Consider the following 25,278-nt stretch of genomic DNA (forward strand, 5'->3'; position numbering starts at 1 on the left):
ATTCGGCGGACACTACATCCGATGGTCGTAGACGGTCATTAGCTCCGAGGCCGGTCTGCCCACGCTCAGATCGCCGAAAGAAGGCCGGTCCCCATAGCCGATGTGGAACACGCCCAATACCCGTTCCGCGCTCGTTAAACCCATCAGATTCATAAACACGGGATGCTGCTGGTAGTCATTTGTTTTCCAGACTGCCTGCAGCCCCTGCTCCGCCGCAAGCTGGCTGAACCTTCTGCTCCATGCTTTGGCCTGCAGCGGATCATCTTCCCGGGCGTTAAACGGTGCCACGACGACAAGATGCGCGGGAATGGCTTCGGTGTATTGATACGCGGCCCAATCCCCGTAACGATCCGCCAGATGAGGGGGATAACTCTGACGAACCGCCTCCAGGTAGAGCTGGCGCCCTTCTCCGGAGAACAGCATAAACCGCCAGGGCTCCGGCGTCATAACGTATAATGAAGGATCTGCTTGATCAAGCAACCGTGCGATTACGGATTTCGGAACAGGCAGCGGACTGAACTCGCAGCCGCCTGTGCGCTTTTTGCCATGCCCCATATCTTGCCTCATACCTGCCGACATTTCTTCGCTCCCCCCTTGTTCCTCTGTCCATACGAATCGGCGTATCCATGCATGCTTCTGTCAGCATTCCGCCACTATAAGTGACGTTACATCACCCAATTTTTCTTGGGCTCGCCTTCGCATTTCCAGCGGTCCGTTTCGTCATGTATGCGTGCCTTATCCCGAGGTGTAAACCGATCCGAATCCAGGCACGACTCCTTCGCTCGGGGAATGCTTTCCCGGACAAGCCGGATGTAATCCTGCGAGCGCTGCAGCGACCTCGGCCCGGGGAGATGGCGGATTTTGCGCCCCTCTAACAGGCAATACGTTTCGATCATGCCCGGCAGCTGCCCGAAAGCTTCCCAGCAAAATAAGGTAGCCATATGCTGGAATGCTTCAACCACATTGGGGTCGTAAACGACCATGTATTTCTGGATCAGCAGCGAGTCCCAACCGGCAGGCTGCCAGACCGTCTGAAAAATCATGGACAAATGCATGGACATGGACGGTATTTCCGTTTTCCACTGTTCGAACACGATGGACGGATAATCCAGATCTTCGTTCATGGCCGCCACGAGGGACAACTCGTCGGTAATCCGGTTTTTCACGTCCCAATAATGCAATACGGAATCGAAACCGGTCGTTTTTTTGGGCCACCATTTTTCCAGCAAATACTGGATGGGCACTTCCTTGCGAATCCCCGGCTCCATGCTGTAAAACGCATTGACTGCGTGGCTGACCGCGTATTGCACGCGGTGCCTCCATTCCAGGGTGACAGGCTGGTCGGCATTCGGTTCCGGGCGGAAAAACCGATGCGGGCTGCGCAGCATTTCTTCAAGCCTGTAATCTTCAAGCAGACGTTCGGAAAAACGTGTCGTTTCACGTTCCGAAGCTGCTTGAATGTTATGCTTCAACATGATGATCAGGACACCCTTAATCCGTCGGCAGCGAACGTTTTGCCGAAATCGCGGCAAGTCACCTTCTCCTGCTCCGTCGGACTGTATTCGATCTTCAGCGTTTCTGAATGCACGTCCGCCCCGCGCTCTTTCAGCTTATCCACCACCACATCCACGGCACCGCAGAATTGCTCGTAAGCCGTATCTCCGCTGCCAAACACCGCCGCCCGCTTGCCGCTCAGGTCAAGCTCATCCAGTTCTTCGTAAAAGTCCAGAAATTCATCCGGTACTTCCCCGTCTCCCCAGGTATATACTCCAATGAGAAATGCATCGTAATCCATGAGGTCGGCAGCGTTGCAGTCCGTCACGGACTTGAGAACCGCTTCGTGCCCTGCCTGCTCGATTCCCTCCACGACCAACTCTGCAATCTCTTCCGTATTTCCTGTCAGGCTTGCATATGCAACCAATAACTTAGCCATCTATTGTCCCCTCGCTTTTATAGGTTCATGTCATGTCAATCCAACGATACGATATCATCAAAATAATAGATGATAATGATTATCATTGTCAAATATTATTTTAGTTCCCTTCTCAATTCTGCTCACGCTTTGTGGCCAAGCAATTCATCCGCGCCTTAGCTGGCGTGCAGGTGATCATTTGTTGTACAATAGTATCCAAATGACTTTCGAAGGATGGATAAACCACAATGTACGTAGCACAGAATTGGAAGGATTACGAAGTAATTGATACGGGAGACGGCGAGAAGCTCGAGCGTTGGGGCGACATCATTCTGCGCAGACCGGATCCGCAAATTATTTGGCCGAAAAAACAAGAAACGAACGAGTGGCGTCAAGTGCACGGGCACTATCACCGCAGCTCTTCCGGCGGCGGCAGCTGGGATATGAAAAAGCCTATTCCCGAACGCTGGACGATCGGATACGAAAACCTCAAATTCCATATCAAACCGACCAGCTTCAAGCACACCGGGCTGTTCCCTGAACAGGCAGCCAACTGGAGCTGGATGATGGATAAAATCAAAGGCGCGAACCGCCCGATTTCTGTGCTGAACCTGTTCGCCTACACAGGGGGCGCCACCGTCGCAGCCGCGTACGCCGGGGCTTCCGTCGTTCACGTCGATGCAGCCAAAGGCATGGTGCAATGGGCCAAAGAAAACGTACAGCTGTCCGGTCTGGCCGACCGCCCGGTACGCTTCATTACCGATGACGTGTTCAAATTCGTGCAGCGCGAAATCCGTCGCGGCAACCGCTACGACGCGATCATCATGGATCCGCCGTCCTACGGGCGCGGCCCGAACGGCGAAACCTGGAAGCTGGAGCAGAACCTGCATCCGTTCCTCGAATCCTGCATGGAGATTATTTCGGACAACCCGTTGTTTATGCTGATTAATTCCTATACGACAGGCATTTCCCCAACCGTTCTGCGCAACATGCTGACGATGACCATGTCCGCCAAATACGGAGGCACGATCAACGCCGGAGAAATCGGCCTTCCGATTACGCGCAGCGGCCTGAACCTGCCTTGCGGCATCCTTGGCCGTTGGGAGTCCTGATCCATGTCCGCGCACAAACATTTGTCCGGTGCGGATATCCCTGTGCTTTTTGAGGACAATCACTTGCTTGGCATCAGCAAGCCGGTGAACGTGCCTACGCAGGAAGACGCATCGGGCGACCCGGATTTGCTTACACTGCTCAAGCAGGACTTGAAAGAACGCTACAACAAACCCGGCAACGTATATCTCGGTCTGGTCCATCGGCTGGACCGTCCGGTTGGCGGCGCGATGATCTTCGCCAAAACGTCCAAAGCCGCTTCCCGCCTGTCCGATACGGTGCGCGGGCGTGATTTTCGCAAAATCTATGCTGCGGTCGTACACGGCAAACTGCCTGCGCTGAACGGCACGCTGAAGCATACGCTTTATAAAGATGCCCGTACCAATACGGTCAAGGTTGTGCCCAAAGGCACTTCGGGCGGCAAAGATGCCGTGCTCGACTATTGGGTCGTCGGTCAAACGGAGAAACACAGTCTCGTTCATATCGAGCTGCACACAGGCAGATCACACCAAATCCGGGTTCAGATGATGGCTGTCGGCTGCCCGCTCTATGGCGACCAGAAATACGGCGCACACCTGAACAAACCCGGACAACAGATCGCGCTCTGGTCTTCCATTGCTGCGTTTCCACATCCGGTCACGAAGGAAGAGGTCGTGCTCCGATCACTGCCGCCACGGGAGTATCCATGGTCCGAGTGGTCCCTCGATCTCTATGAGAAAACCTTCGGCAAATAGACTTTCCAACCGTGCAGATCCGGATCGATATCCGGTTTGCACGGTTTTTTCCTTATCTATGTTCCAACCGAAGTTCCGGTTGTTCGAACGATGCATCGCCGAAAGCATTTTCCGATACCCTTTTTCTCCATCACCTAACTTCAAGGAGCTGATTTTCGTGACACCGTTCACCAAACAAGTCGTCGCCATGATCGCCGCCATTCCCGAGGGCAAAGTCATGACTTACGGGCAGATTGCCGCTCTTGCGGGAAGCCCGCGAGCCGCCAGACAAGTGGTACGCATTCTCCACTCCATGAGCCGTAAAGAGCGATTGCCTTGGCATCGCGTCGTAAACGCCAAAGGCGCCATCTCCATCCCCGATGAGCACTCCCGTATGATGCAGGAAACGGAGCTCATCAGCGAGGGCGTAGAGTTTCAACTGGATGGCACGATTGATCTTCAACGCTTCGGCCATGATCCGGGTCCCGATTTTCTGCTGGAACCTCCCCTCGATGAAGAATAACGCGCAACATGTACGCTGCCCCAAATAAAAATCCCCTCCGGGCTAGCCAATTCGACTAACCCGGAAGGGATTTTTTTTATTTTATGGGCTGATCCTCATCCCTGAATCCACGTTCCTGCAGGACAGGGTTGTATTACGCTGTTGCACTGGATTTTTTCGGTTCCGTACTTGCTTCGTTCTCTACGGCTGGTTTGGTTTTGCGGATGAAGAAAGCCAGCAGCATTGCCGCTACCGTCATCCACGTAGCTACCGTAAAGGCATAGTTAACGCCATAAATCGTAGCGTCTGCCGTCGCATTCAACATGGCTGCCTGATCCGTCGGCGAAATATGGTTCGCTGCCATCGTATCAGCCAGATGGGATTTGAGTTTGCTGCTCATAATCGTAACGAGAATGGCCGTACCGATTGCACCGGCAACCGTCCGGAGCGTATTCGACATCGCCGTACCGTGCGCGTTCAGGCGCTGCGGAAGCTGGTTCAGACCGGCTGTCTGAATCGGCATCATCAGCATGGACATCCCGAACATACGCGCTGTGTAAATAAACATCATGTATCCGTAAGATGTGTCGATCGCAAGTCTGCTCAGACCCCAGGTTGTGACCGCCGTTACGGCGAGTCCGGCAACGGACAACCAGCGCGCACCCACTTTATCGAAGATCCGTCCGGTAATCGGGGACATAATCCCCATCAAAATGGCACCCGGCATCATCAGCAAGCCGGATTCGATCGGCGTGAACTGGCGAATATTTTGCAGAAAGATCGGAAGCAGGATCATACCCGCGAACATCGCCATCGTCACCAGCATGTTGATGATCGTGGTCAATGTGTACATATTGTATTTGAAAATGCGGAACTCAAGCAGCGGATGATCAGTCATCAGCTGGCGAATGACGAACAGGACCAGAGCGACGGCGCCCACAACAAGGCAAGTGATAACGACCGTACTGCCCCATCCGTCTGTACCTGCGTCACTGAATCCGTAGAGCAAGCTGCCAAATCCCACTGTGGACAAAATAACGCCCGGATAGTCCAGTTTCGGTTTGGATTGGCGCGTTACGTTTTTGACAAAAGCGATACCAATCGCTGTTGCAATAATGGAGAATGGCAAGATGATATAAAACAGCAATCTCCAGGAATAGTGCTCGACGATATAACCCGACAATGTTGGTCCAATGGCCGGAGCCAAGATCATCGCGATCCCCATCGTACCCATGGCCTGACCGCGTTTCTCGATCGGGAAGATGGTCAAAAATACAACCGTCATCAGAGGCATCAGAATACCCGCGCCGCCTGCCTGAATAACCCGTCCAACCATCAGAATGGCAAAGTTGGGACTAATTCCGCAGATCAGCGTACCAATGGTAAATAATAGCATGGCGGTAATAAAAATTTGGCGCGTGGAAAATTTTGCAATCAAATATGCGGTTACCGGAATCAAAACACCATTGACGAGCATGTAGCCCGTTGTCAGCCATTGGGCCGTGTTGGCTCCAATCGCCAGGTCTTCCATGATCTTCGGAAGAGCCACGTTCATCAATGTTTGGTTCAAAAAGGCCACGAATGCTCCGATCAATAGCGCGGCAACAATCGGTCCCTTCTTGATGCTGTCCATCGCTGATGATGGAGCAGCTGCAGTTGTTGTACTCATTCGTTGTTCATCTCTCTTCCTTGTAGCTTTTCAATCATCAGATTATGAATCCGAAGCAGGTGGTCCAAATCTTCTTTGGGAATGTCCAAAATCGGAGACACTCTTTCCATCCACAGCCGATGCGTTTCCTTTTGTGCGCGTTCCCCTTTGTCCGTCATCTGCAGCACAACGGAGCGGCGGTCGGAGTCGGAACGGGTGCGAACGATGTATCCGCCTTTGACCAAACGTTCTACGACGGCGCTCATCGAACTGCTGCCGACATGGCACAATTCGGCCACGTCGTTGTTGCCGATCGAAGGGCGCTCCTTCAAAATGGATAACACCATGAATTGGATCGAGGTCAATTCAATTTCTTTGTTTTCATTCCAGAATTCTCGAAACAGCATTTGATTAACCTGTCGAAACGAATTGATGATGTAGAAAACTTCATATGTGTCCTGTGTATCTGACAATTGTTTCACCCTTTTACTTTTGGAATATAATATTTCGCACACGAAATATCAGGGGAACAATTATTTATTATAAGCATCTTTTTTTACATAGTCAACTCTTTACATATTGGTTTTTTTCGATTTTTTGGAGATTGGCTAAATCCTTGCAAAACCCGCCTTATCAAAAAAATAACCATAGGCAGCCTGCCTCAAACGAGCAGGTTTTCCTATGGTTACCCAAAGACCATCATTTTATGAAGTGGATAAGGCATGCTCCTTATTTTTGGGGGCAGTCATTTTTCCCAGCAAATATACCAGCAGCTGCTGATTATGCATCGAAATGTTGCTGAGCACAGAGTTCATGAATTCATTGCGGATGGCGAGCCCGCGCTGTGTTTCGATCCTGCCTTTTTCGGACAGGGACACCCAAACGATTCTGCGATCCTGATCGTCGCGCTCCCTATGGATCAATCCGTTCTTTTCCATTCGGTCAAGCAGCATTGTAACCGCTGCAGGGGTCGTCGCCAAAAATGGAATCAGGTCGGATGGTTTCATGCGCCCATGATCATCAAGTACCTCGAGTGCAGTCAATTGTGCTTCCGTTAAGGAAGGGGCCAGCTCCTGGTCCATGTGAAGTTTGTAATCCTTGGTCAGCCTCGACCAGCATTTGGTGAAATCGGAATAATACATGTTGGTATCGCTCCTCTCTGCGGTCAGGTAATCACTTCATCTGCTTAAGGTTTTCGCGCTTCAAAGCCGCATTCCTGCTGCATTTTTTCAATTTCCCAGCGATCGACCGCAATCGACGAAGGTTGTTAAACTTCGCATGAAGTCTCTCTTTTAATCCGTGTCCGAACAACAAAAAAAGACGGTCCGCCCGACAAAAGCTGCTGCGCTTTTGCAAGGCGAAACGTCTTTGCAAGGAAAGGGTCAAGACGAAACGTCATGCGAATTGGTTTCATCCAAGTCCTTCAGAAGCTCCACGACCTCATCCTTTTTGTCTACATGTACGAGCAGTTTGCCGATATGCTTCCGCTCTTGGATCGGCATGCTCTCGGAGGACAGCGTGAATACCTGGCCCTCTTTGGTCATTACGTTCACTTTGCGTTCTTCACGGCAGTAGAAAGCCCCGGCGATGCGGCTGCCGTTCGGTTTGACCCGCTTGCCTTCCTTGAATTCAAAGGTAGCCACGCCTTTGCCGCCACGGCTCTGAAGAGCGTAATCGAGAAGCAAGGAGCGTTTGCCGTATCCCAGATCGGACAATACCGCGATTTCGCCTTCCTCTCCTTCCACCCAAAGAGCGGTAACCACTTCATCCGTATCCTTGAGCTGAATGCCTCTTACCCCGCCGGACACCCGTCCCATGGCGTTCACTTCGTCCTCGCGGAAACGAATAGCCATCGCTTCCTTGGTAATCAACAAGATGTCCTTATCTCCCGTGCTCAGATGCACCGAGAGAACTTCATCGTCTTTGCCCACTTTGCAAGCAGCTACGGCTCCGGAACGTTTCGTCACGTACTCTTTCAGTTCGGTACGTTTCACCTGTCCCTTGCGCGTGACAAATACAAGGCTGTGATTCGGCTCATCAAACGATTTGATCTGCAGCACGTTGGTGATTCGATCATCTTTCCCAAGGGGAATCACGTTCACGATCGCCGTACCCGGGTCCTTCCACTTGAATTCGGGAACCTGGTGCACAGGCAGGAGGAAGTATTGGCCTTTTTGCGTAAACACAAGCAAATTGTCCAGCGTATTCACTTCAAGCAGTTGGGCGATATAATCGCCCTCCTTCACGCCGCTTCCGCTGCGTTCCCCGCCAGAGCGAGTGAAAGATTGCATTCCCGTGCGTTTGATGTACCCTTCTTTGGACAATGACACAAATACATCCTCGGCATTCACCAGAACTTCAAGGTTTACCTTGAGTTCTTCGACTTCGCCCTGAATGGCGGAGCGGCGGTCGATGCCGTATTTCTCGCGAATCTCCAGCAGCTCCTTGCGAATGACGCCGATCAGCTTGCGGTCACTCTCCAGAATGCCACGAAGCTGCGCGATTTTTTTCATCAGATCGGCGAGCTCCTTCTCCAGTGAGGTGATCTCCAGGTTGGTCAGGCGATAGAGCTGCAGGGTGAGAATCGAGTCGGCCTGCCGTTCCGTAAAACCAAACATCCACATGAGGTTGTTTTGCGCGTCTTGGCGGTTTTTGGACGCTTTAATGGCCGCAATGACCTCGTCCAAAATGTTAAGCGCTTTGACGAGCCCTTCCAGTACATGTGCGCGATCTTCGGCCTTCTCCAGTTCAAACCGGGTGCGGTACGTGACCACTTCCCGCTGATGCGCGATGTAAGCTTCCAGCATCGCTTTTAGCCCGAGCTGCTGCGGCGCCTTGTTGACGATGGCAACCATGTTGAAATTGTACGTCACCTGAAGATCCGTCTTTTTCAGCAAATAGGCCAGTATGCCCTGTGCATCGGCATCCTTCTTCAACTCGACGACGATGCGCAAACCTTCACGCCCGCTTTCGTCCCGGACCTCGGCGATGCCTTCGACTTTTTTCTCAAGCCGAATGTTCTCCATCGAGGTCACGAGACGCGATTTGACCACTTGATACGGAATTTCCGTAATAACGATCTGCTGTTTGCCGCCGCGCATGTTTTCGATATCGGTTTTGGAGCGGATATAAATGCGGCCCCGACCCGTGCGGTACGCGTCCATAATGCCTTCGCCGCCCATAATCAATCCGCCTGTCGGGAAATCCGGTCCTTTCAGGAACATCATGATTTCTTCCAGTCCAATCGATGGCTTCTCCATAACAGCCAGGCAAGCATCGATAACTTCCCTTAAATTATGGGTCGGAATTTCCGTCGCAAAACCGGAGGAAATGCCGCTGACGCCATTCACGAGCAAATTGGGATATCGGGATGGCAGTACAACCGGTTCTTTGGCCGTATTATCGAAATTGTCCTTGAACAGCACCGTCCGTTTCTCGATATCGCGCAGCATTTCCATTGCAATCGGCGACAACCGGGCTTCCGTATAACGCATCGCCGCTGCCGGGTCATCATCCTGGGAGCCCCAGTTGCCGTGGCCGTCCACCAATACATGGCCCATTTTCCAAGGCTGCGCCATCCGTACCATACCCTCATAGATCGAAGAGTCTCCATGGGGATGGTAATTCCCCATCACGTCCCCGACCGTTTTCGCCGATTTGCGATAGGGTTTGTCCGGTGTGTTGCCCGAATCGTACATGGCGTACAAAATCCGCCGCTGAACCGGCTTCAGACCATCGCGCACATCCGGGATGGCGCGATCCTGGATAATATATTTGGAATAGCGACCGAAACGGTCACCTACGACCTCTTCCAGAAAGGCCGGCAAAAACTGCTCTGATAGACTCATTCCAAACACCTTCTATTCTTCGTACTCTGTAAAGTCGACATTTTCGACAATCCAACGCTTGCGCGGATCAACCTTGTCACCCATGAGGGTGGAAACACGACGTTCGGCCTTTGCCGCATCCACGATCTCCACTTTAAGCAAGGACCGCGTTTCCGGATTCATCGTTGTCTCCCACAGCTGCTCCGGATTCATCTCTCCAAGTCCCTTATACCGTTGAAGCTCCACATTTTTGCCAAGCTCCTTCATGTAGTTCGCCAACTGCTCATCCGTCCATGCGTAACGCACGGTCGACATTTTGCCGGACTTGCTGGTGAGCTTGTAAAGCGGAGGCTGGGCGATAAATACTTTGCCTTCGTCAATGAGCGGTTTCATGTAGCGATAGAAAAAGGTCAGCAGCAAAACCTGAATATGCGCACCGTCCGTGTCCGCATCGGTCATGATGATGATTTTGGAATAATTGCTGTCCTCCACCGCAAATTCGGTACCGATGCCGGCGCCGATCGCCGAAGTGATGGCACGGTACTCCTCGTTTTTCAATATATCCGCCAGCTTTGCCTTCTCCGGATTAAGCGGTTTGCCCTTCAGCGGAAGGATCGCCTGAATTTTGGAGTCGCGGCCTTGCTTGGCCGATCCGCCGGCAGAATCGCCTTCCACGATAAACAGCTCGTTGCGCGAAAAATCTTTGGATTGCGCCGGCGTCAATTTGCCGTTCAGATTGGAACTTTCGCTCCGCTTTTTGCCGCTGCGCATCTCGTCGCGGGCCTTGCGGGCAGCCTCCCGCGCCTTGGATGCCAATACGGCCTTGCGGATCAGCGTTTGCGCGACCTGGGGATTTTCCTCCAGGAAACGCTGCATGTTTTCGGCGACGACCGAATCCACGGCACTTCTCGCCGAAGCGCTGCCGAGCTGGTCCTTGGTCTGTCCGACGAATTCGACCTCGGACATCTTCACGCTGATGACGGCCATCATGCCTTCGCGCAGATCGTTGCCATCCAGATTTTTGTCTTTTTCCTTGATCATGCTCGTACGTCTCGCATACTCGTTCATGACACGGGTATACGCCGTCTTGAATCCGGTCTCATGAGTACCGCCGCCCCTGGTCGGGATGGAGTTCACGAAGGAAGCAAGCGTTTCCGTATAACCTGCGTTATATTGAATGGCTACTTCGACTTCGATGTCATCCTTTTCCGCATAAAAGTGAATGACATCATGCAGCACGTCTTTGTTTTCGTTCAAAAACGCCACGAATTGGCTCGCTCCGCCTTCATACATGTATTCATCCTGATTGCCCGAGCGTTCGTCCTTCAGCACGATTTTCAAACCGGAGTTGAGGAATGCGATTTCCTGCAGACGTTCGGCAAGCGTATCGTAATTCAGCTGAATGCCGTTCTGGAACACCCGGACATCCGGTTTGAACGTCACTTTGGTGCCCGTGCGATTGGTGTTGCCAAGCACTTCAAGCCCGGTTACAGGTTCGCCGACGTGCTCGATTCCTTTTTTGTCCTGCCAATATTCGAACCGCTGCCGATGGATCTTGCCATCCCGGTAAATTTCGACTTCCAGCCATTCGGACAACGCGTTCGTAACCGATGCGCCAACGCCGTGCAGCCCCCCGGATTTCTTATATCCTGCCCCACCGAATTTTCCTCCTGCGTGCAAAATCGTAAACACGACCTGGGGAGTGGGAATTCCTGTCTTATGTATACCCGTCGGAATTCCTCTTCCGTTATCCTGAACCGTGACAGACCCGTCCTTATGCAGCGTGATATCGATTTTGGAGCAGAATTTGGCGAGATGTTCGTCGACGGCATTGTCCACGATTTCCCATACCAAATGATGAAGTCCCGAATTGCTGGTGCTGCCGATGTACATACCCGGCCGTTTCCGGACCGCGACCAGCCCTTCAAGTACTTGAATGTCGTCCGCGTCGTAGCCCGAGGTTCCTTGCCCCCCGCCTGTCGAACCTGCCGACATATCGATTTGCTCGACCATTCATGCTCCCCCTTCTTAACTTGCAACTAAAAAAAGCGAAAAATGCAAACAGATGTTTTCTTATCCTTGTCCATTTTAATTCAAGATATCCCGTTTCGTAAAGACAAGGAATGACACAACCAATGACGCTATGCCCCAAACGCTTAACACAATAAGGGAAAAACCCAAATTCATTCCTTCGATCGGAGGCAGCCCGCCGGACAAATAATCCGGCAATTGCAAATTAACCATAAACAAATATTTGGCGGAATTCCACGATGCGGCCATGCTGGTCAGAATCGTTCCCGCGATCAGCGCCGCCATCATGATCACGATGCTTGCCGCCGTACTGCGAACAAGCACCGACACCATGAAGGCAAGAACGGCAACGATCACGCTCACGAACCAGATTAGTCCTGCCTGCATCAGCAAGTACAGCCATTGCTCCACCGCATGCACGCCCGACATGTCCACATCGGTGCCGACAATTTTGAAACCGGTGAAAATCGGCATGCCAAAGCCTTTATATCCGAAGACCACGCCCGAAATGGCATAACATATCACGTATGCAGACACAACGATGATGGAAACGAACATGAGCAGCGTTACCAGTTTGCTCAGCAGCACTTTCCATCGTTTGACGGGACGGGTCAGCAGCATTTTAATCGTTCCCGTCGTGCGTTCTCCCGACACCAGATCCGAAGCGATCGCCATGATGAGCAGCGGAATGAACAAACCTACCGCATTGTTCATGAACTCCCGCGTAAACGTTACGCCGTTCGGCTCTTTGGGATTCACGTCGTTTTCCAGATAATACTGCATCTGTTGAATATACACCGTGCGATATTTTTTGTATTCTTCCGGCACGCGATCGCTGCCGAGCGAGTTTTGATTGTCCGTAATGGCTTGCTGAAGCTCCAGACGCCAATCGCCGCCGAATTTGTCGCGGTTATTTTCCGCAGATTTCATCTGGGCATACGTAAACATGGGCACCAGGACCGCAAGCACGATGAAAATGATATAAAGGCGTTTTTTCTTCACCATTTTGATCGTTTCGTTGCGAATAAGCGGCATGATGTTACTCAATGGATTCACCTTCCGTCATTTTAAGGAATAATTGCTCCAGGGTCGGCTGAATCCGCTGAACGCCCTCGACCCGGATCCCTTCCCGGACCATCCGGTCGACCAATGCGGGGATTTGATCTTCATCCATTTCGGCGACGACGGCATTTGGTCCCAAACCGGCAATAATGGTGTCGTCCATCACTTCGGCCGGTCGGTCAACCAGCGTAATCCCGGCTTCCAACAGCATGTTTTTCCCGGCTTCCAGCGGGGTCAGATGCCAGATGGCCATGCGGGAATGGTCCTCGATCAGTTCATTCACGCCTCCGACGGCAAGCACTTTTCCGGAACTGATGATGGCCACCCGGTCGCACAGCAATTGTATTTCGCTTAACAGATGGCTGCTGACGAACACGGCCATGCCTTCGCCGGCAAGCTGCTTGATGAATGCGCGAAGCTCCTTTATGCCCTTGGGATCCAGCCCGTTGGTCGGTTCATCGAGAATGAGCAGACGCGGTCTTCCAAGCAAAGCCTGGGCAATGCCCAGGCGCTGGCGCATGCCGAGCGAATAGGTTCTTACTTTATCATGAATCCGCTGGTCCAGGCGAACGATATCGACAACTTCCTGTATTCGCTTATGATCTACGCCGGGCTGCATCCGGGCAAAATGCTCCAGGTTCTCCCACCCTGTCAAATATGTATACACTTCGGGATTTTCAACGATAGAACCTACAAACTGCAGTGCCCGTTCGGGATCCCGGTTCACGTCATAACCGCACACCATAATTTTGCCTTCCGTCGGTTTGATCAGATCAACGAGCATACGGATGGTTGTCGTTTTGCCCGCCCCGTTCGGACCCAAAAAACCGAAAATTTCCCCAGGCTGCACATCGAACGTAACATCTTTGATAATCCATTTGCGTCCGATTTTTTTCTTGACATGCTGAACGGAGAGCACCGGTACGCTTTGCTGCTCAGACATCACTTTGCACCCCCTTGCGTTTCATTGACGTTCTGGTACTCCTGTGCAATGCGGACCGCGATGGCCTGGTAACCGTCCCCGTTCGGATGGAAATGATCCGAAGAAAGATATTCGCCCAAATGGTTCTGGAAAATGTCGAAGGTCGGCACCAGCGACATGCGGTCTTCCTGGTTCAAAATCTCGAGCGCAGCGTCATTCCATGCCGCAACGACCGTATTCCCGGGAACCTTGAGTTCCTTCACGTCACCAAACGGATTATACAATCCGACATAGGAAATCTGGGCCTGCGGATTAATTTCTTTTACTTTTTTTAAAATGTCCTGCAAACGTTTGGAGGTTTCCGGAAGAACCTCTGCCAGTTTTTCCGGAGTTGGCGGATCTTGTCCCTGAAGCACTTGACCGCCTTGAAACAGATCATTTGCGCCAATCGACAACAAAATAAAATTCGCTTGCTGCAGCACGTACCGCACGCCCTGCTCATCCAACTTTTTCAGCAAAGCATCGGTTCTCAGCCCGTTAACGCCAAGATTGTTCAGCACCTGCACGTCATGACCCTGCTGTTGCAGCAGGTTTGCGGTCCGGCGGATAAAGCCCAGACCTTCGTCATCTCCCGTCCCTCGTGCAAGCGAATCGCCGATGACGGCCATGCGAATTTTCCCGTCTTGAACCGGTGCGGCTTCGCTTGGGGACGGTTTTCCAGAGGTTTGCCCGGAGGCTGTTCCGGCGTCCCCTTGGGGAAACATGACATCCTTGATCGCGTAAACAAATCCGAATAATAACAGCAGCGTAGCCAAAACGGACACCGTGCTGATGATCCGCCAAATCCAAGGCGATGAGTCCACCGTTCTTCTTTTCATTCATCACATCTCCGCTCATGTACTCCAAGTACTTAAAATTTGAAAAATGGCTTTACATTCAGATGATGCTTCGTCTAATTAACATAAATGTTCTGTGCCAATTTTGCAAATTTTGACGCACGCTGTATCCTTTTGCTCTAACAGCGAAAAAAGGCTATGCCCGCACAGACCTCGCTGTACGGACATACCCCTTTTGTAACTACGGAATGAGTCCGATGTCTTTATTATTTGCCGATGAATTCCTGTGCCCAGTATCCATTGTAGTATCCCACGCCGATGTGCGTGAAGCTGGCGCTCAAAATGTTTTTGCGGTGACCGTCACTGTTCATCCATGCAGTCACGACTTCCTGAGGCGTTTTTTGGCCTTTTGCGATGTTTTCGCCAGCGGCTTTATACGTTACTCCGAATTGTTTCATCATGTCGAATGGCGAACCATATGTCGGCGATTGATGATCGAAGTAGTTGTTGTCGCTCATGTCTTTCACTTTGGCTACAGCGACTTTGTTCAACAATGCATCCGAAGTCAGAGCACTAAGACCAGCTTTGGCACGCTCTGCATTCACCAGCTTGACCACTTGCGCAGCAAAGTCGGATTGGGACGTTTCGCTTCCGCTGTTGCTGTTATTGTTGCCTGTGTTGCCTGCAGTGCTTCCATTGTTGCTGCCGTTATTTGATGTACTTCCGTTATCGGAAGGTTTCGCAGGTGTTGGATTAGCTGGTTTAGCCGGCTTTGTTGTTTCCGTTGTTTGATCCGCCGGTTTTTGAGCTGTCGTTCCTTGATTGAGCTGTTCTTCGATTTGTTTCTTCCATTGTTCCAGGACAGCTTTCAAGCTTGCCGCATCCGTAATTTTATAAGTGACCGTAGAAGTAGTATATGTGGTTGGATTTGCAGCAGCAGCAGAGGCCGGCAGCATAATTCCCACCGCCAGTGCAGCTGTCAGACTTCCAGCAGCAACAGTTTTCAACCAGTTTTTCTTCAAATTGATTCATCTCCTTGAAATTAATTGTTACAAAAATGTAATTAACACTCTTGCAGTATAACAACTGTCACTGGTGTTGTGAACCTATTAAAAAATGGAAAAGTAACTTTTTTGTCATTTTTACATTAAAAAAGAAGGCATCCAGACAACAGCAATGGTTTGTCGGATGCCCTATTCATGCTATAAAAGAACCTTACTGAAACGATAGCCTCTCTTCTGAAAACCGATATGCTCGTAGAAGCTGTACGCAGAAGAAGCCACATCACGATTGGCGCCAGTAACAAATAGCTGTTTGCCGCCTTGTTTCCTGCCCCAATCCTCGGCATGCGACATCAGACGGCGGCCAATTCCGCCACCACGATGCTTCTGGCCTACGATCAAGGAAGTAATCTGGGCAGCCGGTTCCGGATAAGCATGGCTTTGCACGCACTGCAAGCCGATCATCCCAATAATTTGTTCATCCACTTCGGCAACAAGCATGCACGCGTTCGGATTGTTTTCCAAACCCTGAATACGCTCTCTCATGACATTGGCCGTTGTCGGATAGCAGACCTCTCTCATCAGTCCCGTTACCGCTTCAGCATCGCGAAGTTCACATTCCCGGATCGTCAGTACAGGAGCCTCTACATTATTGGACATGATTTACCTCCACTTTCAGCATATTTGCGGCTTGTACCGCTGTTTTTCGAGCTTCTTGCACATCCTGGGCTGCACTCAGTGCTACTGCCATTCGGCGCCCTACTTTGGTCTCAGGTTTGCCAAACACGCGGATTTGCGTGCGCGGCAAAGCGAGTGCTTCTTCCATACCTTTGATTGCAAAATCGGCGGTTTCATCATTAGCCTTCAATGTAGCCGAGGCTCCAGGTGTAAGCAGGTGTACATCTGTCACCGGAAACCCAAGAATCGCGCGAACATGGAGCGCAAACTCGGAGTTGTCCTGCGTGACCATCGTAACCATGCCCGTATCGTGCGGACGAGGAGATACCTCGCTGAACACGACGCCTTCGGCCGTAAGGAACAGTTCGACGCCGAACAAACCGTAACCGCCAAGCTCATCGGTCACCGTTTTGGCAATGTGGCAAGCCTGTTCCCACTGCTCGGCTGTCATGGCATGAGGCTGCCAAGATTCGACATAATCCCCATCCTTCTGAATATGTCCGATGGGCGGGCAGAAAACCGTACCCGAGACGGACCTTACCGTCAGCAATGTAATCTCGCTGTCAAACTTAACAAAGCTCTCCACAATGACGCGTACGGATTTGCCGCGTGCCCCCGATAGGGCAATGTTCCAGCAATCCTGCACGTCGTCCAGCGTATGGCAAACGCTCTGGCCTTTGCCTGAAGAGCTCATCAGCGGTTTGATCACGCACGGCGTTCCCAACTTGCGAACCGCTTCGTGAAGCTCGTCCAGACTGTCGGCAAAACGATATGCAGCTGTCGGCAATCCAAGCTGTTCTGCCGCAAGACGGCGAATGCCTTCGCGATCCATCGTCAAACGGGCAGCTCTTGCTGTCGGAACGACGCAAAATCCTTCTTCCTCCAGTTCGAGCAAAGCTTCCGTCGCAATAGCTTCAATCTCCGGCACAATATAGTGAGGCTGTTCCTTGCGAATGATTCGTTTCAGTTCATCGGCATCCAACATATTGATGCAATAGGACCGGTGAGCAACCTGCATCGCGGGTGCATTCTCGTAGCGATCTACCGCGATCGTTTCCACACCGAGTCTCTGGGCCTCGATAACGACCTCTTTCCCCAATTCACCACTGCCCAAAAGCAGCATCTTTTTGGCTTGAGCCGTAAAAGGAGCACCCCACATGTTCTTCTCCAATCCTCCCAAAGAGAAATCTTCTATATCTTTCTCTCTATTTTCGGGGTTTTGGTGAAAGATTGCAAGAGTGCTCCCTATTTTTCTTGTGAATTTTACAAGATTTTTTGTGTTTATTCGATCATTTTTTACAAAAATCTGTATTGGGCTTCGATTAACCCGCTGTAAATCCCTTGTTTCTGGATCAATTGTTCATGATTTCCTTCTTCCTTGATCTCGCCGTGATCAAGCACGATGATGTTATCGGCGTTGCGGATCGTAGAGAGCCTGTGGGCAACCATGAACGACGTTCTTCCTTTCAACAGAAGCTTCAAAGCATCCTGGATTTTCAATTCCGTTTCCGTATCGATGCTGGCCGTCGCCTCATCCAGAATCAGAATGCGAGGATCGGCGAGCAATGCGCGGGCAAAGGACAGAAGCTGTCGCTGCCCCATGGACAACACGTTCCCGCGTTCTTCGACTTCCGTATCGTAGCCGCCAGGCAATTTCATGATGAATTCATGGGCGTTAACGGCTTTTGCAGCCTGCTCGATCTCTTCATCCGTGGCATCCAGCCGGCCGAAACGGATATTGTCCCGGATCGTCCCGGAGAAAATGAACGTATCCTGCAGCACGATGCCGATCTGGCTTCGCAAGCTCTCCACCGTAATGTCCCGCACATCATGCCCGTCAATGGTCAGGCGACCGCTCGTAATATCATAGAAACGGCTGATCAGGTTGATGATCGTGCTTTTTCCCGAACCGGTATGCCCGACAAGGGCAATCGACTGGCCGGCCTCGGCTTTGAAGCTGATGCCTTTCAGTGCCTGGCGACCTTTCTCGTATTCAAAGACGACGTTATCAAACACGATGTCCCCTTTGATGGAAGGAAGCGGTTTGGCTCCCGGTTTATCCGCGATGCTTGGCTGTTCGTCCATAAATTCGAAGATACGCTCCGATGAAGCCATGGCGACGAGCAGTTGGTTATACATTTGGCCGAGCCGGTTGATCGGGTCCCAGAAGTTGCCGACATAGTTGGCAAAGGCAACAAGCAAACCGACGGTCAGGTGGCCATGTTGAATGAGATAGGCACCGAACCAGAACAGGATCAATGTTCCGAAACCGCCCGTAATCTCGATCAGCGGCCCAAACCCCTGGTTCATCGCGGACGCTTTGTCCCAGGATTTTTTGCTCGACAAGTTCATGTTGTCGAAATATTTCATGTTCTCTTTTTCCTGCGTATACGCCTGAGTGACACGAATCCCTTGAATGGACTCGTTCAAGTGGGAGTTAATGCGGGAGTTCTTCATGCGAACATCCTGCCATGCCCGTCGAATCAGGACGCGAAGCTTCGTGGAAATGATGAACATGATCGGTACGGTAATGATGACTGCCAGACCCAGTTTCCAGTTAATGAACAACAGGATCACGATGATGCCGAGAAGCTGCACGCAGTCAATCATGACGTTGACCGCACCGTTCGTAAACAGGTCCTGCAAGGAGTTGATGTCATTCGTTACCCGTACCAACACCGAGCCTGCCGGTCTTTTGTCGAAAAAGTTGAATGAAAGCTTCTGGATATGTTTGAACAAATCCGAACGAAGGTCATAGATGACGCGCTGACCGATAATATTCGTCCATTTGATGCGATAGGTATTGGCCGCCCACTGAATGATATACAATACGAGGATGGCTCCCCCGATCAAATAGAGGAGATTCATGCTCGGCGCACCTGAAGCGGGTGCAATCGCCTTATCGATGGCCAGACTCGTCAGGAACGGAACCGACAACTTCGTAACCGTCCCTAAAATCATCATCAACAAGATGAGAGGCAGCAGCTGTCTGGCGTAAGGCTTCATGTAACCAAACAACCGCCCGAATTCCTTCCAATTAAATGGCTTTTCTATTACTTCATCGTCCTGATAAACAAAACGTTCATTCAGTTTTTTGTCGGAGACCCCTTTCGTCTCGCGCCTGACTGCCGCCGTTTCGGAACTCATGAATTCACCTGCTCCCCAGCCTCACGCTTGCCGCGGGCGATATAATCTGCATATTGGATATGATACACGTCCTGGTACGGACCAGGTTGTTGAATCAATTGCTGATGCGTTCCTCGTTGGACCACCCGGCCTTCATCAAGGACCAGAATTTCATCGGCATGGCGCAAGGAGGAGATCCGGTGCGCAATAATGAACGTCGTTCTGCCACGCATGACTTCCTGGAAGCCGGACTGAATTTCATGCTCGGTTTCCATATCCACCGCGCTGGTTGCATCGTCGAGCACCAGAATTTTCGGATTTTTGAGCAGTGCCCTTGCGATCGCAATCCGCTGTTTCTGCCCTCCTGAAAGTCCCATGCCCCGTTCACCAACGACCGTGTCGTAGCCTTCCGGGAATTCCATAATGAAATCATGCGCCTTCGCCAATTTGGCCGCACGCTCGATCTCTTCCATCGTGACGTCCTTCAGTCCGTAGGAAATATTGTTACGAATGCTGGAGGAGAACAGGAACGTCTCTTGGAATACGGAAGCAATCTGGCTGCGCAAACTGCGAATGCCGATATCGTTGATGTTGATGCCATCGAGTTTAATCGTCCCCGAACTGACGTTGTAGGCACGCATTAAGAGCTGGATGATGGTCGATTTACCCGAACCCGTTCCACCGAGGAAACCGATGACCGTGCCTGGAGGCGCATCAAAATTAATGTTGTTTACCGCTGGCATTTTGTTGCCGTACGCAAACGTGACGGCGTCGAACGTAACATGCCCGCGGACCTGATCATTCTTCAGAATGACGGGATCTTCCGATTCCCGGACATCCACGGGTGTATTCAGCAGCTCCAGCACGCGTTCGCCGGAAGCTTTGGATTGCGTATAGTTGTTGATATGGAAGCCGAGACCCCACATTGGACCGATTATGTACCAAATCAAACTGAAAAAGGCAACCAGTTGACCCAGGGTAAGCGTTTGCTGTATAACCATGCGTCCCCCGATAATCAGCAGCAGCACCACGCTTAGCGAGGCCAAAATTTCCATGATCGGGAAATACCGGCTCCACAAGGTTGCAGCATGAATCTGGTTCGTTTTGTAGCGCTCATTCCGCGTCGAAAACTTGTCGACTTCATAAGGTTCCCGGGCGAACGATTTGACGGTGCGCACGCCTGTAATGTTCTCCTGCACTGCGGTCGTCAGCGAGCTGAGGGCCAGGCGCATTTCCTGGAACGCAGGGTGTATCCGGGATTCGAATCGCAGTGCGACATAAGCGAGCAGCGGAATGCAGATCAATGTCAGCAAAGTAAGCTGCCAGCTCATGGTCATCATCATGATGGCCCCGAAAATGACCATCAGGAACATGTTGAGAATCTGTGCGAAACCAAATCCGATGAAGTTGCGGATCGCTTCCAGGTCTCCGGTAAGGCGGGACATCAAGTCTCCCGTTTTGGCTGTGTCATAATAACGGAAGGATAAAAACTGAAGCTTTTCATAACAAGCATTGCGCAAACGGTATGCCAAGTAGTTACCCAGCCTTCCGCCGAAAAACCCGTGTAAAAACTGCATTCCCGCCTTCAGGATAACGACACCTAACACCGCCAAGGCAAGTATGGGAACGTCTTCAAAATTGCGCGGAACGATCACATCGTCGATCAGAATTCTCAGCAAGTTCGGATAGACAAGGCCGAGTGCGGTCGCTATGGCGAGGCATAAGATCGATAAAAACAGATACTTTCGCTTCTCCCAAAAAAAGGTTTGCAGCTGCCTGAGAACATCCATGTTTCTCCTCCTTTTATCTCGTTCAAATTAATATGAACATTTATGAAGTTTATCACCGTACCTCATCGGCGGCAAAGCGAATAACTGCCCATATTCAGGCGGCTTTACCCTTAATGCGTCATAAATGAAACATAAGACCCGGCTTTCAAGCAAATGTTTGAATATTCTCTGGCTTTCAGGTTGTTCGTACAAAAAAAGGCTCCCTTGTTGACCTTTCGGGTCGGGAACCTTTTTTTCGATCGATATGACCGGACATATTTCATTATGAAAACGCTATTCGCTTCTCCAGCCCATAACTTGTACGGACAGGTTATGCCACTCTTCGGCAGGCACGCCGCTGGTCATCGTTTCATTCAGGGCGGCTGCCGCTTCTTGCACCCGTTCCGTCAAGAGATTGGCTTGATGCCGCAGCGACGCCCGCACGCGGTCATCGTAGAATCCGACGAGCTGCTCCTGAGCCGCCGGCAGCGCATCCGCAGCCATCTGTTTAATGACCGGTTCGATGGCCTCCTGCAATCGTCGTCTGCCATCACCTTCGAAAAATTGTTTCGGATTACGGAAATAGCTTTGGTATGATTTCCAGCCGGATGGCTCCTCCAACCGGATCTCTTTCAGCACGGGCGTTGCCCATTGCTCGTCAAACGCCTGCGACAGATCCATGCCCTCCAGCATTCGTTCCAGATCGGCGGTGCAGTCAGCGAGCTGCTTCGCGATCCAGGACTTCCCGGCCTGCTCGAGACGCAGCGTCGTGGCGAGCAATTCCTGCTCCAATTCCACGGAAATCATGCGCAGCAGTTCGCGGCCGCAAGCAGCAAAAGCCGCCTTCAGGTTCCCGCGGTCCTCCCTTAACACGGAAGGATGGAAGGCTTCAGCCACAAACTGGCCCAATTGGAAGCCCAAACGCTGCCGGACATGAAACAACAGCTCACCCGTTTCCTGCGCAAGCTCCTCCTTCATCGTACGCCCTGCAAACGCCTCGATCCGAACTCGGGACTGCTCCATACCGGCTGACAGCTCGGCTCTGCGCCGCTGCAGCACTTCTTCGCCCTGGGCAGCGTCCTGTGCGCGCTGCTCCAAACGCTGCGCCACTCTGGACAGCTCTTCGGCAGCCCCGCCCACGGCCAGATCGGCCAATTCGCGTCCGGCAAAACGGTTGAATTCCTCTTCGAACGTGCCAAACCCGGATCGGGCAAGACGATCCGCATCGCCGTCGCTTTTGGATTCCAATGCCATCAAGCTGGACACCGGGAACAGGCGCGGAGAACGGATGCCGTTGGCGCGAAGCTGAGTGCTGACATGATCAAGTACCTGTTCCAGCTCCTCTTCCGAGGAAGCAAGGTCACTGGCATTTACGACGAAGAACATCTGATCCATGGCGGAGCTGTCCTTCACCCGTCCCAGTTGCTGCAGGAATTGCCGGTCTCCCTGCGAAAACGCGTGATTGTAATAGGTCACGAAAATGAGTGCATCCGCATTCTTCATATAATTGAAGGTCACGCCCGTATGCCGCGCATTCACGGAATCCGCTCCAGGGGTGTCCACCAGCACGATGCCTTGTTCGGTGACCGGGCAGCTGTAATGGAGGTCGATGCTGTCGACGAAACAGGATTTCCGCTCATTGGCTACAAAGCTGCGGTACCCCTCCAGGTCGACGTGTACCTCCTGTCCCAATAGCTCCTCCGTCTCCGCCCAGCCTGCGGCGGCGGCTTGGAGGAAGCTGTAATGCGGCCGTCCCGCCGGATGCACGTCCTGCGGGGACAGCCCTTTGACCCGCTTCTGCCAATCGGCTTCCGGTTCGCCCAAGCCCAGCAGGCGGAACGAATACGCCAAATCCTCCTGGAAGGCGGCCCGGGTCTTCATCCGGACCCGGGCGGTTCCATGCTCCGCGCCATCGGCCGGAGCCATGATGCGGTTGATCGCCGCCGTCGTCGGATGCGGCGAGACAGGCAGCACAGCTTCGCCGAGCAGCGCGTTGGCGAAGGAGGATTTGCCGGCGCTGAACGCACCGAACAGCGCCAGCGTGAACGTGCCGCCCGCGAGCGAAGCCGCGCGTGCACGCAAGTCCCGTACCGCCGACCCCATGGCGGGGTACGGCTCCACCAGCGCTGCGGCGGCCTCCAGCCGCGCCGCCGCAGCGTCCAGGCGCCGGCGGCGTTCAGCGCCAGCCGCCGGGTGCCCCGTGCGCCGCCGCTGCGCGCGGCGGCGCTTCCGTCCGTGGCTGCGCAGCCACGGACGCGGCCGTGCCCGCCTGCGGGCCGGGGGCTTCGCCCGGCCCCGGCGCAGGCACGTGCGGGCCCTGCACCTCCGGCAATACGCCGGAGGGCAGCGGGCCCGCCGAAGGCAGCAGGCTGCGCAGCCCTGCCTCCGCCTCGGCGGCGCGCTCCAGCGCCACGAGGCGCGCCGCCGAGGCGGATTGCGCCAGCAGCGCTGCGCGGCTGGCGTCCAGCGCCTGGAGCGCGGCTTCGCCTTGCGCGCCCAGCGCATCCAGCAGGCGGTCGGCCAGCATCATGGCCGACCGGCGATAGCGGGCCTCGATCTCGCCCCGCAGCTCTTTGCTGAATTGCAGCACATACTCAGGGGACACTTCGGCCCCTTCCTTGCGAACCTGATCCAGCATCGCTTCATCCAAAACGGGAAGCTCCTGATTCAGCCACTCTTCCCATTTTGCATCCCATAACCCGTGCTTTTCGCCCAATTGCCGCAGCATCGTGCGAATGTGCACTTCGACCTGGCCGCCAGCCTGATCCCGGAGCATGCGCAGCAGTTCCGTGGACCGCCGTTCTTTCTCCTGTTCCGTTTTGTTCCCCGCGAACAAAAATCCAACGCGGAAACCCGGTTTACGGCTTTCCAGAAATGCACCTGCCGCTGTTCGAATATCCGCAGGCGTCAGATTGGCATTCGACAAGAGCGATTCCAGTTCTCCGCGAAATGTTTCGCGTTCGCTTGAAGGCTTGGTACGCAGCTCTTTTTCTTCGCGGCTCAGCTCAGCCAGTTGGCGTTCCAGGCGCTCCACGCCTTCACGGCCTCCAATTTGCTCAAGCAGCCCAGACTTCTCTTCTTCCTGCTCTTCCTCTCGTCTGAGCAAATGCTGCTCGGTAACATGGCTTGCCGAACTGGCCAAGCTGTGACGGATAAGCGGTTCCTTCTGTTCGAGCAGATGGCGAATGATGATCGGAATGAGCTGCCACTGATTATAGAGATGTTCCTTATCCCTCAAGGATGTGAACAGCAGCCCGTCATACTTCACTTCCCATGCTTCAAATATGGCTTCTACGCCGCGTACATACTCATCAAAGGCCAGTTCACGGTCTCTGTGCTTATCAATTTGATTCACGATGAGAAACAAAGGTTTACCCCAATCCGACAGGCTTTTGGCAAATGACAAATTGCTTTCGGACTGTACGTGATTGTAATCCATAACATAAAAGACCACATCGGCAAGATGAAGCGCCGAATGGGTTGCCAAACTATGCCCTTTATCCGTCGAATCGACCCCAGGCGTATCGAGCAGCACGCCGTCATCGCCCAGCATCGGGATATCGTCCCAGACTTCAATGGCGCGGTAAGCTCCGCCGTTTTTGCAATACTCCTGTAATTGCTCGGGAAATACTTCAAGCGGAGCATGTGAATTCCCATGCATGTCAGCGCTTTCGTTATCGGCAGTATAGATCAGTGCGCGCGGTTCCCCGTTTCGGATCGATACCACGTTTGCGCTTGTCGGTACGGGGCTGGAGGGCAACACGCGCTTCCCGCACAAACTATTGATCAAACTCGATTTCCCTGCCGAAAAATGGCCGCAAAACGCAATCGTCAATTGCGTTGTCTCTGCCTTGCCGATCAGATCCGTTATTGCTTGTACAGCTGTCTGGTCCCCTGTCTGTTCCAGCGCTGCCCGCAGCGGAAGCAGAGGTTTGGCCAAGTCGGGCGCGTTAACTGTTCTGGTCATGGTTGGCCTTCCTCTCTCTCTGTAAACTTGGAAAATATCGATGTATCACTTGACCTGCATAAACGTTATTGTAACATTACCTTGCCATAATTTGAATTGGCTTCCTTCACCCATACGTCACATTCTCGGTCTGCCGCCCACAAGAAAACGCATACAACATGACTGCAAAAAAAT

The 25,278-nt window shown here is 52.5% G+C and carries 21 protein-coding genes; 3 read left to right on the forward strand and 18 right to left on the reverse strand.

Annotated features, from left to right (window positions below; all coding sequences use genetic code 11):
- Window positions 1–12: 12 nt before the first annotated feature.
- From MKY59_RS18940 to MKY59_RS18950, 3 genes are all read right to left on the reverse strand, one after another.
- Window positions 13–579, reverse strand: a complete 567-nt coding sequence (locus tag MKY59_RS18940) for a nitroreductase family protein (protein ID WP_236411905.1) — start codon at window positions 577–579, stop codon at window positions 13–15.
- Window positions 580–665: 86 nt separating this feature from the next.
- The gene (locus MKY59_RS18945; protein WP_339273141.1) at window positions 666–1,475 is read right to left on the reverse strand and encodes a hypothetical protein; all 810 of its coding nucleotides are present in this window, start codon (window positions 1,473–1,475) and stop codon (window positions 666–668) included.
- 5 nt (window positions 1,476–1,480) lie between these two features.
- Complete coding sequence (locus MKY59_RS18950) at window positions 1,481–1,933, reverse strand: flavodoxin (RefSeq protein WP_339273143.1); 453 nt, start codon at window positions 1,931–1,933, stop codon at window positions 1,481–1,483.
- Between the two features lie 227 nt (window positions 1,934–2,160).
- On the opposite strand from MKY59_RS18950, the gene MKY59_RS18955 reads away from it, so the two are divergent.
- From MKY59_RS18955 to MKY59_RS18965, 3 genes are all read left to right on the forward strand, one after another.
- Entirely contained in the window at window positions 2,161–3,024 is an 864-nt protein-coding gene (locus MKY59_RS18955; protein ID WP_236411899.1) for a class I SAM-dependent methyltransferase, read from the forward strand.
- 3 nt (window positions 3,025–3,027) lie between these two features.
- Complete coding sequence (locus tag MKY59_RS18960) at window positions 3,028–3,756, forward strand: RNA pseudouridine synthase (RefSeq protein ID WP_339273146.1); 729 nt, start codon at window positions 3,028–3,030, stop codon at window positions 3,754–3,756.
- A gap of 157 nt (window positions 3,757–3,913) precedes the next feature.
- Complete coding sequence (locus MKY59_RS18965) at window positions 3,914–4,258, forward strand: MGMT family protein (RefSeq protein WP_339273148.1); 345 nt, start codon at window positions 3,914–3,916, stop codon at window positions 4,256–4,258.
- Window positions 4,259–4,391: 133 nt separating this feature from the next.
- Here MKY59_RS18965 and MKY59_RS18970 read toward each other — a convergent pair whose 3' ends face one another.
- From MKY59_RS18970 to MKY59_RS19040, 15 genes are all read right to left on the reverse strand, one after another.
- Window positions 4,392–5,906 (reverse strand): DHA2 family efflux MFS transporter permease subunit, encoded by a 1,515-nt coding sequence (locus tag MKY59_RS18970; RefSeq protein WP_236411891.1) that lies wholly within the window; start codon window positions 5,904–5,906, stop codon window positions 4,392–4,394.
- Entirely contained in the window at window positions 5,903–6,367 is a 465-nt protein-coding gene (locus tag MKY59_RS18975; RefSeq protein WP_339273151.1) for a MarR family winged helix-turn-helix transcriptional regulator, read from the reverse strand. The genes MKY59_RS18970 and MKY59_RS18975 overlap by 4 nt, the downstream gene beginning before the upstream one ends.
- 222 nt (window positions 6,368–6,589) lie before the next feature.
- On the reverse strand, window positions 6,590–7,027 hold the full coding sequence (locus MKY59_RS18980; RefSeq protein WP_236411887.1) for a MarR family transcriptional regulator: 438 nt from the start codon (window positions 7,025–7,027) through the stop codon (window positions 6,590–6,592).
- A gap of 240 nt (window positions 7,028–7,267) precedes the next feature.
- Complete coding sequence (gene gyrA / locus MKY59_RS18985) at window positions 7,268–9,733, reverse strand: DNA gyrase subunit A (RefSeq protein ID WP_339273154.1); 2,466 nt, start codon at window positions 9,731–9,733, stop codon at window positions 7,268–7,270.
- Between the two features lie 12 nt (window positions 9,734–9,745).
- Window positions 9,746–11,725, reverse strand: coding sequence for a DNA topoisomerase IV subunit B (gene parE / locus MKY59_RS18990; RefSeq protein WP_236411883.1), 1,980 nt, complete (start codon window positions 11,723–11,725; stop codon window positions 9,746–9,748).
- 75 nt (window positions 11,726–11,800) lie between these two features.
- The gene (locus tag MKY59_RS18995) at window positions 11,801–12,790 is read right to left on the reverse strand and encodes an ABC transporter permease (RefSeq protein WP_339273157.1); all 990 of its coding nucleotides are present in this window, start codon (window positions 12,788–12,790) and stop codon (window positions 11,801–11,803) included.
- A complete protein-coding gene (locus MKY59_RS19000) occupies window positions 12,783–13,748 on the reverse strand; it encodes an ABC transporter ATP-binding protein (protein WP_339273159.1) in 966 nt (321 codons plus the stop codon). The genes MKY59_RS18995 and MKY59_RS19000 overlap by 8 nt, the downstream gene beginning before the upstream one ends.
- Window positions 13,748–14,605, reverse strand: coding sequence for a GDSL-type esterase/lipase family protein (locus MKY59_RS19005; protein ID WP_339273160.1), 858 nt, complete (start codon window positions 14,603–14,605; stop codon window positions 13,748–13,750). The genes MKY59_RS19000 and MKY59_RS19005 overlap by 1 nt, the downstream gene beginning before the upstream one ends.
- Window positions 14,606–14,829: 224 nt before the next feature.
- Entirely contained in the window at window positions 14,830–15,585 is a 756-nt protein-coding gene (locus tag MKY59_RS19010) for a CAP domain-containing protein (protein WP_236411875.1), read from the reverse strand.
- Window positions 15,586–15,765: 180 nt separating this feature from the next.
- Window positions 15,766–16,224, reverse strand: coding sequence for a GNAT family N-acetyltransferase (locus MKY59_RS19015; protein ID WP_236411862.1), 459 nt, complete (start codon window positions 16,222–16,224; stop codon window positions 15,766–15,768).
- On the reverse strand, window positions 16,214–17,401 hold the full coding sequence (gene purT / locus MKY59_RS19020) for a formate-dependent phosphoribosylglycinamide formyltransferase (protein WP_339278438.1): 1,188 nt from the start codon (window positions 17,399–17,401) through the stop codon (window positions 16,214–16,216). Before purT ends, MKY59_RS19015 begins: the two co-directional genes overlap by 11 nt.
- A gap of 137 nt (window positions 17,402–17,538) precedes the next feature.
- On the reverse strand, window positions 17,539–19,389 hold the full coding sequence (locus tag MKY59_RS19025; protein WP_236411861.1) for an ABC transporter ATP-binding protein: 1,851 nt from the start codon (window positions 19,387–19,389) through the stop codon (window positions 17,539–17,541).
- Window positions 19,386–21,158, reverse strand: a complete 1,773-nt coding sequence (locus MKY59_RS19030; RefSeq protein ID WP_236411859.1) for an ABC transporter ATP-binding protein — start codon at window positions 21,156–21,158, stop codon at window positions 19,386–19,388. The genes MKY59_RS19025 and MKY59_RS19030 overlap by 4 nt, the downstream gene beginning before the upstream one ends.
- A 273-nt stretch (window positions 21,159–21,431) precedes the next feature.
- Entirely contained in the window at window positions 21,432–23,240 is a 1,809-nt protein-coding gene (locus tag MKY59_RS19035) for a dynamin family protein (protein WP_339273163.1), read from the reverse strand.
- A gap of 73 nt (window positions 23,241–23,313) precedes the next feature.
- Window positions 23,314–25,104 carry a dynamin family protein gene (locus MKY59_RS19040; RefSeq protein WP_339273165.1) on the reverse strand — a complete coding sequence of 597 codons (1,791 nt, stop codon included), beginning with the start codon at window positions 25,102–25,104 and terminating at the stop codon, window positions 23,314–23,316.
- Window positions 25,105–25,278 lie beyond the last annotated feature (174 nt).

It is taken from the genome of Paenibacillus sp. FSL W8-0426 (genome assembly GCF_037969725.1).
GTDB classification, from domain to species: domain Bacteria; phylum Bacillota; class Bacilli; order Paenibacillales; family Paenibacillaceae; genus Paenibacillus; species Paenibacillus hubeiensis.

Bases quoted from the DNA above. Each gene is read 5' to 3' on its own strand.
- MKY59_RS19025 (WP_236411861.1), bottom strand. From the start codon at position 19,389: ATGAGTTCCGAAACGGCGGCAGTCAGGCGCGAGACGAAAGGGGTCTCC.
- MKY59_RS19035 (WP_339273163.1), bottom strand. From the start codon at position 23,240: ATGGGGTCGGCGGTACGGGACTTGCGTGCACGCGCGGCTTCGCTCGCG.
- parE (WP_236411883.1), bottom strand. From the start codon at position 11,725: ATGGTCGAGCAAATCGATATGTCGGCAGGTTCGACAGGCGGGGGGCAA.
- MKY59_RS18950 (WP_339273143.1), bottom strand. From the start codon at position 1,933: ATGGCTAAGTTATTGGTTGCATATGCAAGCCTGACAGGAAATACGGAA.
- MKY59_RS18955 (WP_236411899.1), top strand. From the start codon at position 2,161: ATGTACGTAGCACAGAATTGGAAGGATTACGAAGTAATTGATACGGGA.
- MKY59_RS19000 (WP_339273159.1), bottom strand. From the start codon at position 13,748: ATGTCTGAGCAGCAAAGCGTACCGGTGCTCTCCGTTCAGCATGTCAAG.
- MKY59_RS18940 (WP_236411905.1), bottom strand. From the start codon at position 579: ATGTCGGCAGGTATGAGGCAAGATATGGGGCATGGCAAAAAGCGCACA.
- MKY59_RS18960 (WP_339273146.1), top strand. From the start codon at position 3,028: ATGTCCGCGCACAAACATTTGTCCGGTGCGGATATCCCTGTGCTTTTT.
- gyrA (WP_339273154.1), bottom strand. From the start codon at position 9,733: ATGAGTCTATCAGAGCAGTTTTTGCCGGCCTTTCTGGAAGAGGTCGTA.
- MKY59_RS19005 (WP_339273160.1), bottom strand. From the start codon at position 14,605: ATGAAAAGAAGAACGGTGGACTCATCGCCTTGGATTTGGCGGATCATC.
- MKY59_RS18945 (WP_339273141.1), bottom strand. From the start codon at position 1,475: ATGTTGAAGCATAACATTCAAGCAGCTTCGGAACGTGAAACGACACGT.
- purT (WP_339278438.1), bottom strand. From the start codon at position 17,401: ATGTGGGGTGCTCCTTTTACGGCTCAAGCCAAAAAGATGCTGCTTTTG.
- MKY59_RS18970 (WP_236411891.1), bottom strand. From the start codon at position 5,906: ATGAGTACAACAACTGCAGCTGCTCCATCATCAGCGATGGACAGCATC.
- MKY59_RS19040 (WP_339273165.1), bottom strand. From the start codon at position 25,104: ATGACCAGAACAGTTAACGCGCCCGACTTGGCCAAACCTCTGCTTCCG.
- MKY59_RS18980 (WP_236411887.1), bottom strand. From the start codon at position 7,027: ATGTATTATTCCGATTTCACCAAATGCTGGTCGAGGCTGACCAAGGAT.
- MKY59_RS19015 (WP_236411862.1), bottom strand. From the start codon at position 16,224: ATGTCCAATAATGTAGAGGCTCCTGTACTGACGATCCGGGAATGTGAA.
- MKY59_RS19030 (WP_236411859.1), bottom strand. From the start codon at position 21,158: ATGGATGTTCTCAGGCAGCTGCAAACCTTTTTTTGGGAGAAGCGAAAG.